Source organism: Pseudoalteromonas sp. NZS127, from assembly GCF_015864805.1.
Lineage (GTDB): Bacteria > Pseudomonadota > Gammaproteobacteria > Enterobacterales > Alteromonadaceae > Pseudoalteromonas > Pseudoalteromonas nigrifaciens.
In genome coordinates, this window is sequence record NZ_JADYWN010000033.1 from 1 (window position 1) to 14,137 (window position 14,137).

Here is a 14,137-nt window from a genome sequence, read left to right on the forward strand (position 1 = left end):
AGTGCTGTGAGGCATTAAGCTAACTTGTACTAATTACCCGTGAGGCTTAACCATACAACGCCAAACGCGTTTTATGTGACAGTTCAAGCAAGAAGTTAATATTGCTAAAGTAGATATTTACGTAAAGACTTAAAAAATATTATCAGATATTTTCCAAATTCAGTTAATTTGTAGTGATACGAATTAACGCCCTAATTTGCTTGGTAACAATAGCGTTTTGGACCCACCTGACCCCATGCCGAACTCAGTAGTGAAACGAAACAGCGCCGATGATAGTGTAGCATTTGCTATGTGAAAGTAGGACATTGCCAGGCTCCAAATTGTAGAAAGCCCGACTAGAAATAGTCGGGCTTTTTTACGTCTGGAATTTAATAAATAGCCAAAAACCCATGCGAACTCAGTAGTGGCTGCTCCTGCACATCCTGTGCTCTACGGCATTTGTATTCCTCTATATCAAACAAAACAGCTCGAAGGCGAGCCCCGCGGAAGGCCGCCCCGACACAAAGAGTGTGTAGCATTTGCACTGTGGCTCTCCACTGCTGTGGGCACCACGACATTCTACTGCGTTGTCGCTACGAAGTAGCGCGCCGACCCCAAATCGAGAAAGCCCGATTGAAAATAATCGGGCTTTTTTACGTCTGCAGAAAAGTGTAATTTAAGCTGGAAAGTACTAGGGGTAGTCTCAATATTGTGAAAGAGCGCAGTTTTAAGCTAGTGCGTAGTTGGATTTATTACCAAGCCATCTACTTATAAGTGCATCTACTTGTTTTGGGTGCTGTATTAGCATTTGCTGCGCTATTGGCCTGACTTGATTTAAAGTGTGTTTGTCGCGGGTTAGATCGGCAATTTTAAATTCAGCTAAACCGGTTTGTTTAGTGCCGAGCACTTCACCAGGGCCGCGGATCTCTAAGTCTCGCTCAGCTATAACAAAACCATCGTTACTATCTCTTAACACGCCCAGACGCTTTTGTGCTGTATGTGAGAGAGGTGCATGGTATAAAAGTACACAATGCGAAGCGGTAGCTCCACGCCCTACTCGACCACGTAGTTGGTGTAATTGTGCTAAACCTAAACGCTCAGGGTTTTCTATAATAATCAAACTGGCATTAGGTACATCCACTCCTACTTCAATGACTGTGGTTGCGACTAAAACATGAATATTACCAGCTTTAAACTCACTCATAATGGCTTGTTTTTCTGCAGCTTTCATCCGTCCATGTATAAGGCTTACGTTTAGCTCTGGTAAGGCTTCTTTTAATTGCTGCGCGCTATCTTCGGCGGCTTGGCATTGCAGCACTTCTGATTCATCAATGAGCGTGCATACCCAATAAACTTGCCTGCCTTGCTCATGGCAGGCTAATTTAACGCGCTTGATAATATCGCCTCGACGAGTGTCTGGTAATGCCACTGTTGTTATGGGTGTTCGACCCGGTGGTAATTCATCTATTACAGAGGTCTCTAAATCGGCGTAAGCGGTCATTGCAAGTGTGCGAGGTATAGGTGTTGCTGTCATGACTAGTTGATGTGGGTAACAGTCGCCAAAGCGGCCTTTTTCACGCAGTGATAATCGTTGATGAACACCAAAACGATGTTGTTCATCGATAATAATAAGCACGAGATTATGAAATTTCACCTCGTCTTGAAATAACGCATGGGTGCCGACGATCATTTGCGCCTCACCGGAGGCTATTTTTTCAAGTGTAGCTACACGTTCTCTACCTTTAGTTTTACCTCCAAGCCAGGCAACTGTAATACCTAATTGGTTAAACCAGTTATTAAAGTTAATCCCATGCTGCTCGGAGAGAATTTCGGTAGGAGCCATTAAAGCTGCCTGAAAACCTTGTGCTATAGCAGTCAATGCACTTAATGCTGCTACTAATGTTTTACCTGAGCCAACATCGCCTTGTACTAAACGCATCATAGGGTAAGGCTGTTGTAAATCACCTTTAATTTCGGTGACTACACGACTTTGTGCATTGGTTGGATCAAAAGGGAGTTGCGCTAAAAATTGGCTTTCTAATGCGTTGTTAGGATTTAAGCTGACAGCTTTAACTTGTTGCCCTTGTTGGCGTATTTTTAACAAGCTGAGATTTTGCGCTAGTAGCTCTTCAAAAACGAGCCGCTGCTGAGCCGGATGAGTACCTTGTTCAAGTGCAATTACGTCTATGTCGTTAGGCGGGCGATGTAATAATAGTAAGGCATCACTTAGCCCTAAATTAGAAGGTTGCCATTGCGCTGGAAGCAACTCCTCTACTGAATATTTTTGCAATAGATTAATAGCTTGATCGCTAAGTGCTCTAATTGATAATTGCTTTAAACCTTCAGTGGTTGAGTAAACCGGAGTAAGCGTTGTAGCCGTAGGCTGCTCATTGGGTGTGTCGCTTATGCTATATTCCGGATGACTCATTTCAAAGCCTACACGGCCACGGCGAACTTCACCAAAACAACGTATTATTTTTCCTGCACTGAGGGCATTTTTTTGTGCCGCGGTAAAATTAAAAAATCGTAGTGTAAGTCTGCCGGTGCCATCGTTTATTTGGCAAACTAGCATGCGCCTTTTACCAAAGGTGATCTGGCTTGTTTCAATTGTTGCTTCCACGCTTACATGGCTGTGTAATGAAAGCTCGTTTATAGTATAAAGCCGGGTGCGGTCTTCATAGCGAAGAGGTAAATGAAACAGCATGTCTTGTACTGTAGAAATACCTAGCTTTAGCAATCGCTCGGCCATTTTAGGGCCAACGCCTTTGAGTTCTGTTATTGGGTATTGGCTTAAGCTAGGTTTAGACAAGGTGGGCTCAAATCTTATTATTTGTAAGTGAGTTAAGTGTACTTATAGTGCGACGTGGCATCAAGCATGTTTTAAAGCTTGCCAAAACTGTTCATCAGCCACTATTTCACCGTGCTCATCGAGTGGTGGGTAGGGAAGCTTTTTTAGCTTACATTGCCGAGCAATAATAGGGTGACACCCTTCAAAATAAATGGGATGTTTAATTTCATCACTCAGCATATTGCGATTATAAAGCCCTGCAAGTTCGCGCTGACGTTGAGCTTCAAAGAGTATTAATGCAGCTGCAACGGATACATTAAGTGATTGCACCATCCCTTGCATGGGTATAATAATGTTTTGATCAGCGTGTTTTAAAGCTTGCTCTGAGATCCCTGTTTTTTCTTGGCCGACAATAATGGCGGTTGGCTTAGTATAGTCTATTTCTCTAAAATCAACGGCATCGGTTGATAAGTGAGTCGCGAGTATTTGTATATCGGGATTACGAGCACGCATAGCCGTTGTCGCATCGTCAATATTTTTATGTAAATGTGTTTCCAGCCAGTTTTTACTACCACCAGAGGTATTATTAGTAAGCCATTTTTGATTTTCTGGCCATACGGCATGCACGTGATGACAACCTACGGCGTCTGCACTTCTTACGATAGCGGAAAGGTTATGGTGTTTATGCACGTCCTCTAAACACACTGTTAGGTCAGTTTGTCGGCGCGAAAGTACGTCTGCGATTCTTTGATAGCGAGTTTGCTGCATGATTATCCTCTTTTTCAGTAATTATACGAGATTTTTAGTGTTAAGGCATTACTGTGCGGCTAATTGGGTTTTGTAGCGATATAAGAGTTTCTGTTGATTGAATAGCTTCAATTGCTTGTATTTTATTTATCAGTACATCTTGCAGATGATCGATTGAGCGAGTCATTACTTTGATAAAAATACTGTAGTTACCAGTGGTGTAATAAGCTTCAACAACTTCCTCTAGTGCTTCGAGTTTAATTAAGGTTTGCGGATAGTCGCGTGCACTATTTAAATTAATCCCAATAAAACAGCACACGTCATAGCCCAGCTGCTTGGTGCTGATAGTTAACTGAGTTCCTGTGATGATCCCCGCTTGCTTCATTTTTTCAATACGAACATGAATTGTGCCGGCACTCACATTAAAACGTTTTGCTAATTCTGCGTAGGGTGTGCGTGCATTGGCCATTAATGCATGCAGAATCTGTTTATCGAGATTATCGATTTGATAATTTTCCATTACCTTTACACTCTTTGGTTGTTGAATCTTAATGTTTTATAGCATTTAATTGATGCTTTTAATATATTAAAGCTATTTTTATTGTGGGTTATTGAATTAAATAATTAAATTGTTACGATAACCATATTGAAGCGTTATTTAAGACGCAATGAGTTACGAAAGTACAATAACTGGGAATGAGGCCAATTATTATGAGTTCACTTTATGTGCAGCAGCAGCAGCAAATAAGTCAAGTTAAGCATTTTTTTTCACAGCAACTAGAGCAGCAATTAGGATTAATAGAAGTACAAGCTCCTATACTTGCTCGAGTGGGCGATGGCACTCAAGACAACTTAAGTGGCCATGAAAATGCGGTAGCTGTAAATATAAAAGCTATTCCAGATAGCCGTTACGAAGTAGTGCACTCACTTGCAAAGTGGAAACGTAAAACATTAGGAGATCATAGCTTTTCTCATGGTGAAGGCATTTATACACAAATGAAGGCGTTACGCCCAGATGAAGACTCGTTGAGTCCTATTCACTCAGTATATGTTGATCAATGGGATTGGGAAAAGGTGATCTGCCAAGATAGCGAGCGCACACTAACGATACTTAAACAAACAGTTGAAGCAATCTATACCGGTATTAAAAAAACGGAACAATTTGTTAGCGATAAATTTGGTATTACGCCATTTTTGCCAAGCAGTATTACATTTGTACATAGCGAAGAGCTGCGAGAAATGTACCCAGATTTTAGTGCTAAGCAACGAGAAAAAGCGATTGCACAAGAGTACGGGGCGGTATTTTTAATTGGCATTGGTGGTAAATTGAGTGATGGTAAAATTCATGATGTAAGAGCACCAGACTACGATGACTGGTCAACGCCAACCTGTGACAAATACGCAGGATTAAATGGTGATATTTTAGTGTGGAACCCATTATTAGAAGACGCATTTGAGCTATCTTCTATGGGGATCCGCGTTAGTCCAGATGTGTTGCAAAAACAATTAAGTATGACGAGTGACGAAGACCGTTTAGAGTTTGATTGGCATAAGGCATTAATACAAAATAAATTTCCGCAAACAATTGGTGGTGGTATTGGTCAATCTCGTCTTGTTATGTTGTTATTACAAAAACCACATATTGGCCAAGTACAAGTGAGTGCATGGCCGCAACAAACTCATGCTGCATTTGATGGCTTGTTATAAATAATAAGGCCAATTAGCATAACTGCTTGGGCAATTTAACAAATTTAAATAGCCCCTTAGTTAAGTAGGTTGATTTAATGAGTGCTTCAAAAGCACTCATTTTTAATGCGTTTTAAATTCTACCTCAATTTTATTATTTTGTAGCTTTACACTACACGGAGGATAAGTTCGCGTTGTTTTGAGTACTTTATCAAAAATATGTATCACTACACCTGAATGTAAAACACTGTTAACTGCTAAATTGGCATTATTCAATAAATCATGTAAATTATTTTCTAGGTTTGATAAGCGCTTTTCTAACTGCTCGGCTTGTTGGCAGTAATGCTGTTGAGTCGCGCCAATTTTCCCAATAAGCATATTCTTTTTTTCTATATCCTTAAGTAAATCGGCTTTTTCTAATGCGGCTTGTAAGGTATCAAGTTGTTTATCGGTATTTGCTAAGTCTTGAAAGCAATTATCGGTATCAGCAGTGATTTCGGCCCCCGATGCAGCTAAGTTAATGACCATTTTTGCCCCCGATTCATTGCCTATTTCCCCAGCAATAAGGGTTGTTGCATTTAGCACTTCTCCGCCAAACAGTCTACCCTTGGGGAGCTCTGCTTGACCAACTTGTAGTAGATTAACAGCCTTTATTGAGCAGTGACTTGCTTGGCGTTCAATGAGTATATTAGTTGCTTCAAGGTAGCTATATTGTGCATGTGAAATATAGATGTCACCTTTACAGTTGAGCGTGCAAGAGAGTGATTTATCTTCAGGTTTATAATGGCCAATAATCCCTTGTTTTACGGTAATGTTACCATCGGCTGTTAACTGTGCAGACTCAACAGTACCAAAAATAGTAATATCGCCTTTAGCCTTTACTCGCATACCTGGCTCAATGTTGCCACTAACAATAACGCTGCCATTAAAATCAATATGACCACTTTTTACTGTAACTTCCGATATGGTAAAAATATCATCAACACGCATGCCATTATTTATTTCAACCGGTACACCAGCAATAGTAGAGACAAGTTCAAGTGGGTTAGATTTTGATATTTCAGTGCCTTCACCAGAAACTAAAGAAAGTATCTCGCCTGATTTAGCTGGGAGTAAGTCGCCAAGTACATTAAACCCTTCTTTACCTGGCGTGGCTGGTTGCTGGCGAATAAGTGTTTCGCCGGGGCTTACACTGGCTAATTTACCAAAGTCGCGCATATCAACACTGCCATCATCTTTTAGTTTTGGTGTTTTTAGACGATCTTTAAGGGTTTTTACTAAAGTATTAAATTTAGTATCTTGGCCATCAATAGGTAATCTGCCTTTAGCCAAAATGCCTTTAGTTGAGCTTCCGGCAGGCATTTCAAATTGTTTTTGCAGGAGTTTTTCTAAAAAAGCTTGTTTATAACCTCTTGCTACTCGCGCTTTTACCAGCTGCATTTTTGCATCATCTAAACTAAGAACATTACCGCCTTGAGCTAGTGTTAATTCGCCAATAGCGAGCATTTTGTCATCACTAATAGTCACGCTTAATATTGCATCGTGTTTAGTTGCTACTACTAAGATAGGCTCAGGGTTTTTACTTTTAAAAAAGTTATTTATAGAGTCATAATCTATTTTACAATCACAAAAATTCGACTCTTCTAGTGCTTCAATTATAAAAGCGGCTGAAGGGGGCGAGTGCTTACCGATATCAAGTAATACATTTCCATTATGAGCAAGCTTAAACACGAGTTAATCCTTTTTACTATCAAAGTTAAGTTTGTTTATATGACAGAATAATAGAGTGCTAGAAATTTACTTTTGAGTCAAGAATTGAGGGTAATAATGCGCAGGAAGTAGCAGAATAAGAGCTATAGCTTTGGCTATAGCTCTTAGAATAAATTAGTTAGTTGAAGGTAACTCCATAATTCCATCAATTTCAACTTGTACATTTTTAGGTAAAGCTCTTACACCAATAGCTGCACGGGCAGGGTATGGTTTTTTAAAGTATTGGCTCATTACTTCGTTAACTATTGCAAAGTTAGATAAGTCGGTAAGGTAAATATTCACTTTTACTAAGTCTTGAATTTGACCACCTGCTTCTTCACATACCGCAGCAATATTTTTAAATACTTGGTGTGTTTGCTGCGCAAAGTCTTCTGATATGACTTCCATCGTCTCAGGTACTAAGGGTATTTGACCAGATAAATAAACAGCAGTGCCTACTTTAACTGCTTGGCTATAAGTGCCAATTGCAGCAGGTGCTTTGTCGGTAGAGATAAATGCTTTATTCATGTGTTTCCTATTTTACTTTTTACGATAGACCTTTTGCACATCAGGCATCACACGAATGCGACGCATAATATTAGCAACATGGATACGGTTTTTAACGGTAATCCCTAAATCTATCACGTATAAATTACTTTCTTTTTCATCGGTGGCAATTTCTACAATATTAGCTTGTGTTGTCGCAACCACATTAGTTAACTTAGCGAGTGCACCTTGGTGGTTAATAATTTCAACACGTAAAGCCGCAATATATTCTTTTTCAGGGTTGTCATCCCATTTAACCACTAAGTATTTAGAGCGATCATTTTCCCACCCACGAATGTTTTTACATTCTTGGCGATGAACTGTTAGTCCTTTACCTTGGCTGATGTGTGCAGTAATAGCATCACCAGGAACAGGGCGGCAGCATTTAGAATAGTTAACCAGCATGCCTTCAGTACCAATAATGGTTGCCTTAGCTTGCTTGGCAATATTGGCTACATCACCATCCTCGTTTTGCAATAAACGTTTTGCAATTAGCATACTCATTAAATTTCCAGAACCAATCTCAACTAATAACGCTTGTACTGTAGTGAGCTCATGCTCTTTAAGTACTCTGTCGATATTTTCTTGGGCAATACTGTCGAGCTTACTTTCACCCAATGCAGAATCGAGTAAACGTCGGCCTAAAAGGAGTGCTTCTTCGTGATGCTGGCTTTTAAGGTAATTACGAACCCCTAAGCGCGCTTTACCTGTAACAATAAAGTTTAGCCAAGTTGCATTAGGGTGAGCGCCAGAGCTGGTAATTATTTCTATCGTTTGCCCTGTATCAATTGGTTTACTCAACGGGTAAGGTTTGCGATTAACACGTGCGCCAACACAAGTGTGGCCCACGTCAGTATGCACCGCATAAGCAAAATCAACCGCTGTTGCGCCCATAGGTAGCTCAATAATACGACCATCAGGTGTAAATACGTAAATTTCTTCAGGGAATAATTCAGTTTTTACATTTTCAACAAACTCAAATGACGAGCCAGCGCTTTGCTGTAACTCTAACAGGCTTTGCATCCATTGGCGTGCACGTTGCTGTGCAGTACTTCCAGCGCCACCATCATTTGCTTTTTTATACATCCAATGTGCAGCGACCCCTTTATCTGCCATATGATCCATGTCATGGGTACGGATCTGAATTTCAACCGGAATCCCATGCGGACCCACCAAAGAGGTATGTAAAGACTGGTAGCCATTTGTTTTTGGCACGGCAATATAATCTTTAAAGCGAGTTTCAATTGGTTTATATAAATTATGCGCTACGCCTAAAACGCGATAACAGATATCCATAGATTCAACCGCGATTCTAAACGCATAAATATCCATTACTTCATTAAATAGCAGCTCTTTATTAAGCATTTTTTTATAAATGCTATAAATATGCTTTTCGCGGCCAGACACAGTTGCCTTTATTCCTGATTGCTCAAGACGCATTTCTATTTCGTTTTGAATGTTAGAAATAACTTCCTTGCGATTACCTCGTGCTTTAGCTACTTCAGATTTAAGTGCACGATGACGCATCGGATATAAAGCCTGAAAACCTAAGTCTTCTAGCTCATTTTTAATATCATGAATACCTAAACGATTGGCTATTGGCGCATAAATTTCTAATGTTTCGCGGGCAATACGGCGGCGCTTATCAGGGCGTAGTGAGCCTAATGTGCGCATATTGTGCGTACGATCGGCAAGCTTGATTAAAATAACCCGAATATCTTGGGTCATTGCCATAATCATTTTGCGGTAATTCTCAGCTTGGAATTCTTTTTTATCTTTAAAGCTAAGTTTATCGAGCTTACTTACCCCTTCAACTAATTCAGCAACAGTATCACCAAAAATTTCAGCTAAGTCTTGCTGGCTAAAATTAGTATCTTCAATAACATCATGCATCAACGCAGCCATAAGTGTTTCATGGTCAAGATGCATACTTGCAAGAATTTGGCTTACTTCAACAGGATGAGTTATGTAGGGCTCGCCACTTGAACGAGTTTGTCCTTCATGGGCCTCTCGGGCTACCACATAGGCTTTTTGCACCAGCTCAACGTCGGCGGCTGGCAAGTATTCTGAGATTTTCTTTTTAAGACCTTCAAAAAGATACATTCACACTCCAATGTTCTTGTGAAGCAAATAGGAAACGGTAAGTTAAGAATATACGATGAAAAGACAGGATTGCCAACGGCTAGTGAAGAAATACTGCGCCGTTGGCTAAAATCAGACCGGGAGGTCGATTATTGGTTGCCACCAACAATAGCAGCAACAGCAGCTAATTCAGCTGCTTCTTGATGTTGTTGCTCTTCACGATCAATAACGTCCATTGATGAGCTATCTACCAAACCTAATTCAATTTCACGTAAAGCAATTACCGTAGGCTTGTCGTTTTCAGGGTCTACTAGTGGTCTTTTACCACCAACAGCAATTTGACGGGCACGACGGGCCGCAACTAAAATTAAGTCAAAACGATTACCAATTGCATCTACTGCATCTTCAACTGTTACGCGGGCCATCTCAGCACTCCAAAATAATTTAAAAGCAAAGGCGTAGTTTACTGCAAGCAGCCTGTTTCGCCAATAGCCAGTGGTTAATTTTTATCTGTTTTACTTGCTTAATAGCAATATAAGCAAAGCTTACATTATTTAAGTAAGCTATTTAGTAAACTTTGATGACGAACGCTTTGCATTTTTAATGTTAAACGCTGCGCCATAACAATTGTTTCTATGTCGGTTAGTGCAGTATCAAAGTCATCATTAACAATTACAAAGTCGTATTCGTTGTAATGTGACGTTTCTGATTGCGCTTGTGCCATACGCCCAGCAATAATTTCTTGCGAGTCTTGGCCGCGGTTATTCAAACGTTGCTCTAGCTCTGCCTTTGAAGGCGGTAAAATAAAAATAGTTTGTACACTAGGCATAATTTTACGCACTTGCTGCGCACCCTGCCAATCAATATCTAAAAACACATCAATACCAGCATCTAGTTGCGACTCAATAGCTTGTTTTGAAGTGCCATAGTAGTTATCAAACACTTGCGCCCATTCAAAAAAGTCATCTTTAGTTATGAGTGCTTTAAATTCATCGGTTGATACAAAATGGTAATGTACACCATTCTCTTCACCAGGTCGTTTAGCGCGAGTCGTGTGTGATACAGATACCTTCATATCCGTATGCTTTTTCAATAACGCATTTATTAAGCTTGATTTACCCGCTCCCGATGGTGCCGATAAAATAAATAAGTTTCCGCGAGTTTGAGCCATGTTTTTCTCTATCTAAAATAAATAGGCTTGAGTTATAAATAACTCAAGCCTTTAATAACACTATTGCACTTTAATTAACTCTTAGTGCTCAATTTTAAGGCTTGAACATTAAAGCATTACTCAATATTTTGGATCTGCTCACGCATTTGCTCAATCAGCACTTTTAGCTCTACAGCGGCAGTAGTAATGTCACTATTGATAGACTTAGATGCTAATGTGTTTGCTTCGCGGTTAAACTCTTGCATCATAAAGTCTAAACGACGACCACATGCCCCGCCTTTTGTAAGAATTTTTTTGGTTTCTTTAACATGCGACTTTAAGCGATCTAATTCTTCAGCCACATCTTGTTTTTGGGCTAAATAAATAAGCTCTTGTTCAAGGCGTGATTCGTCAATATTAGCCGTTAAATCTTCGAGTTTTTGCGCTAACTTTTCGCGCTGCCATTTGGCAATTTCAGGCATGTGCGTTTCTACAATAGCTACTTGCTCTAAAATAGCTTCAAGGCGAGTAGCTATCATCTCTTGTAGGTTTTCACCTTCATCACCACGTGCAGATTTAAAATCTTCTACTACTTGGTCAAAGCCTGCAATAAGAGCAGTATTTACACTATCCATATCAAGCTCTTGTGCTTCCATAACACCAGGCCAGCGTAGTATATCAACTGGGTTAATGTCACCATCACTGTGTTGTTGTACCCACTTAGCACTATTTATTAGCTGCTCTGCAAGTGCTTCATTAATTGACAGCTCGCCAACATGCGCAGGGTTTGCTACAAACTTTAAGAAAACTTCAACTTTACCGCGTTGTAAATGTTTACGTAAGCGCTCACGAATTACAGGCTCCATGCCACGAAATTGCTCTGGTGCACGAATAAATGTTTCAAGGTAGCGCTGGTTCACTGAACGAACTTCCCAAGTGCCGGTGCCCCAATCGCCTTTTATTTCGCGACGCGCGTAAGCAGTCATACTGTGGATCATGGATAGTTTCCTAAAATTAATAAATACAATATTACAATGATTATACCGTAACACTGCTTAAGCTCTAGGGAAAATTTAATAGACTGAATATTTTACAATCAGCATGGCATCTACACCGACATGCACTTATAATGTCGCAAATTCTGAATTAAGGGGATCGTGAATGCGTCCAAGCGAAAGAACAGCTAACCAAATTAGACCTGTTACATTTACACGTAATTATACTTTGCATGCTGAAGGCTCAGTACTTGTTGAGTTTGGTAATACTAAGGTGCTTTGTACTGCTACAGTTGAATCGGGTGTACCTCGTTTTATGAAAGGCCAAGGTAAAGGTTGGATCAATGCAGAATACGGTATGTTACCGCGTGCAACGCACACACGTAATGCCCGTGAAGCGGCGCGTGGAAAGCAGGGCGGTCGTACTATGGAAATTCAACGCTTAATTGCGCGTGCACTTCGTGCTGCTGTTGATTTAAAAGCGCTTGGCGAAAACACTATTACTATTGATTGCGATGTTATTCAAGCTGATGGCGGAACACGTACCGCATCTATTAGTGGTGCCTGTGTTGCATTAGTTGACGCACTTACGCATATGCGTGCTAAAGGGATGATCAATTCAAACCCACTTAAATACATGATTGCAGCAATTTCGGTAGGTATCTATAAAGGCCAAGCCATTAGTGATCTAGAGTACATAGAAGATTCAGCAGCAGAAACCGATATGAACGTCATTCTGACCGAAACCGGCAAAATTATCGAAATTCAAGGAACTGCCGAAGGTGAACCGTTTTCGTTCGACGAACTCGATGAGTTACTTACATTAGCTAAGCACTCTATTCGTGAAATTATCGACGTACAAAAGCAAGCATTAGCATAACGCAAAGGATCACTGTATATGAAAGATTATCAAATAGAGTTTATTGAGTTCGCTTTAGAAAAGCAGGTATTAAAGTTTGGTGAATTTACTTTAAAGTCAGGCCGCACTAGCCCGTACTTTTTTAATGCTGGTTTATTTAATACAGGACGAGATTTAGCGCGTTTAGGCCGTTTTTATGCTGCAGCATTAGAAGATGCCGCCATTGAGTACGATGTATTATTTGGCCCTGCTTATAAAGGTATTCCTATTGCAACGACAACCGCAGTTGCTTTAGCAGATCATTACAATAAAGATGTACCTTATTGTTTTAATCGTAAAGAGAAAAAAGCACACGGTGAGGGTGGCACATTAGTAGGCTCTGAACTTAAAGGTAAAATCATGCTAGTGGATGATGTGATCACCGCCGGCACTGCTATTCGTGAGTCGATGGAAATTATCGCAGAGAATGGCGCAGATCTAAGTGGTGTATTGATCGCCCTTGATCGCCAAGAAAAAGGTAAAGCCGAGTTATCAGCTATTCAAGAAGTTGAACGAGACTTTAATACCAAAGTCATCTCTATTGTAAAACTAGCAGATCTAATTAGTTACCTTGAAACCCAAGGGACTATGGATCAGCATTTAGCCTCAGTTAAAGCTTACCGCGACCAATATGGTGTAGCGTAAATAAAAGCCTCGCAATGCGGGGCTTTATTTTGACCTTCATTTATAGAGTTTATTAATGAAAGATGTATTAAAACCAAATGGCCTCGGTCTCAAGCGTGTTTTTAAAGCAAGCTATTGTTCGTACCTTGGCTTTAAAGCCGCGTTTAAAGAAGAAGTCGCATTTAGACAAGAGCTACTCCTATGCATTATTTTGTTACCACTATCATTTTGGTTAGCTTCGTCATTACTTCATTGGGCACTACTTGTTAGTACGCTACTGATTATGCTTATAGTCGAATTATTAAACTCCGCAATTGAAGCCCTAACCGATCGGGTAAGCACAGAGCGGCATGTATTATCAGGTAGAGCCAAAGATATGGGATCTGCAGCAGTAACACTTGCATTGTCGATCGTCGTGATCATCTGGGGCATTAGCCTTTATATAAAGATCGTTTAACCCTACTTTTAAATATGAGAAGGTATAAAAATATCTTTAGTTGTTAATAGCTTGCTAGTTATGTTGTATTTTTAACGTGTTTAGCTCAAATACTCAGCGAACAGCAGTTTATTTCAAGTTTTCTTTAAAAAACAGTTGATCTGTTTTCGGATCTCCCTATAATGCGACCCCACTGAGAAGGGAAACGCCGAAGCATAGCGAGACGCGAACTACTCAGAGAGTTAAATAAAACTTCGGTTTTAAATTGTCGAAAGAAAGTTTAAAACAAAGTATTGACTCGAAAAATAAAGGATGTATTATACGCATCCCTTGAGGCGCTAAAGCGACTCAAAACGTTCTTTAACAATATAAAGCAATCATCTGTGTGGGCACTCGTACAGATTGAGTTCTAACAGCCAAGCTTAGTTCGCTAAGTAAGGCAAACAAATTAGAGTCT

The 14,137-nt window shown here is 40.1% G+C and carries 13 protein-coding genes and 1 rRNA gene; 5 read left to right on the forward strand and 9 right to left on the reverse strand.

What is annotated here, in order from left to right; genetic code table 11:
* The first annotated feature begins 199 nt into the window (after positions 1–199).
* A 5S ribosomal RNA gene (rrf, locus tag I6E78_RS17955) occupies positions 200–314 on the forward strand.
* A 392-nt stretch (positions 315–706) separates the two neighbouring features.
* On the opposite strand, the gene recG is transcribed toward rrf, so the two are convergent.
* From recG to asnC, 3 genes are read right to left on the reverse strand one after another with little or no spacing between them, the layout of a single operon-like run.
* Entirely contained in the window at positions 707–2,788 is a 2,082-nt protein-coding gene (gene recG / locus I6E78_RS17960) for an ATP-dependent DNA helicase RecG (RefSeq protein ID WP_182679188.1), read from the reverse strand.
* 60 nt (positions 2,789–2,848) lie between these two features.
* Positions 2,849–3,535, reverse strand: a complete 687-nt coding sequence (gene trmH / locus I6E78_RS17965; RefSeq protein ID WP_182679190.1) for a tRNA (guanosine(18)-2'-O)-methyltransferase TrmH — start codon at positions 3,533–3,535, stop codon at positions 2,849–2,851.
* A 40-nt stretch (positions 3,536–3,575) separates the two neighbouring features.
* The gene (gene asnC / locus I6E78_RS17970) at positions 3,576–4,034 is read right to left on the reverse strand and encodes a transcriptional regulator AsnC (RefSeq protein ID WP_011329434.1); all 459 of its coding nucleotides are present in this window, start codon (positions 4,032–4,034) and stop codon (positions 3,576–3,578) included.
* Between the two features lie 191 nt (positions 4,035–4,225).
* Between asnC and asnA the strand changes: the two genes are divergently transcribed.
* Entirely contained in the window at positions 4,226–5,221 is a 996-nt protein-coding gene (asnA, locus tag I6E78_RS17975; protein ID WP_182679192.1) for an aspartate--ammonia ligase, read from the forward strand.
* Between the two features lie 102 nt (positions 5,222–5,323).
* Here asnA and I6E78_RS17980 read toward each other — a convergent pair whose 3' ends face one another.
* The 6 genes from I6E78_RS17980 to I6E78_RS18005 all read right to left on the reverse strand — a co-directional run bounded on the left by I6E78_RS17980 (position 5,324) and on the right by I6E78_RS18005 (position 11,725).
* A complete protein-coding gene (locus tag I6E78_RS17980) occupies positions 5,324–6,931 on the reverse strand; it encodes a DUF342 domain-containing protein (protein WP_011329432.1) in 1,608 nt (535 codons plus the stop codon).
* A 153-nt stretch (positions 6,932–7,084) separates the two neighbouring features.
* Positions 7,085–7,477: a RidA family protein gene (locus I6E78_RS17985; RefSeq protein WP_011329431.1), complete on the reverse strand. Its 393-nt coding sequence runs from the start codon at positions 7,475–7,477 to the stop codon at positions 7,085–7,087.
* 12 nt (positions 7,478–7,489) lie between these two features.
* A complete protein-coding gene (spoT, locus tag I6E78_RS17990; protein ID WP_011329430.1) occupies positions 7,490–9,598 on the reverse strand; it encodes a bifunctional GTP diphosphokinase/guanosine-3',5'-bis pyrophosphate 3'-pyrophosphohydrolase in 2,109 nt (702 codons plus the stop codon).
* Positions 9,599–9,726: 128 nt separating this feature from the next.
* A complete protein-coding gene (rpoZ, locus tag I6E78_RS17995; protein WP_011329429.1) occupies positions 9,727–10,002 on the reverse strand; it encodes a DNA-directed RNA polymerase subunit omega in 276 nt (91 codons plus the stop codon).
* Positions 10,003–10,127: 125 nt separating this feature from the next.
* Positions 10,128–10,748: a guanylate kinase gene (gmk, locus tag I6E78_RS18000; RefSeq protein WP_011329428.1), complete on the reverse strand. Its 621-nt coding sequence runs from the start codon at positions 10,746–10,748 to the stop codon at positions 10,128–10,130.
* A 116-nt stretch (positions 10,749–10,864) separates the two neighbouring features.
* Entirely contained in the window at positions 10,865–11,725 is an 861-nt protein-coding gene (locus I6E78_RS18005) for a YicC/YloC family endoribonuclease (protein ID WP_011329427.1), read from the reverse strand.
* Between the two features lie 163 nt (positions 11,726–11,888).
* Here I6E78_RS18005 and rph point away from each other — a divergent pair, with 163 nt between their 5' ends.
* Genes rph through I6E78_RS18020 form a run of 3 tightly spaced genes read left to right on the forward strand, consistent with a single transcriptional unit; the run spans position 11,889 to position 13,701 of the window.
* Positions 11,889–12,602 carry a ribonuclease PH gene (gene rph, locus I6E78_RS18010; RefSeq protein WP_011329426.1) on the forward strand — a complete coding sequence of 238 codons (714 nt, stop codon included), beginning with the start codon at positions 11,889–11,891 and terminating at the stop codon, positions 12,600–12,602.
* 18 nt (positions 12,603–12,620) lie between these two features.
* Complete coding sequence (pyrE, locus tag I6E78_RS18015) at positions 12,621–13,265, forward strand: orotate phosphoribosyltransferase (protein WP_089368835.1); 645 nt, start codon at positions 12,621–12,623, stop codon at positions 13,263–13,265.
* A gap of 55 nt (positions 13,266–13,320) precedes the next feature.
* Positions 13,321–13,701, forward strand: coding sequence for a diacylglycerol kinase (locus tag I6E78_RS18020; RefSeq protein WP_011329424.1), 381 nt, complete (start codon positions 13,321–13,323; stop codon positions 13,699–13,701).
* Positions 13,702–14,137 lie beyond the last annotated feature (436 nt).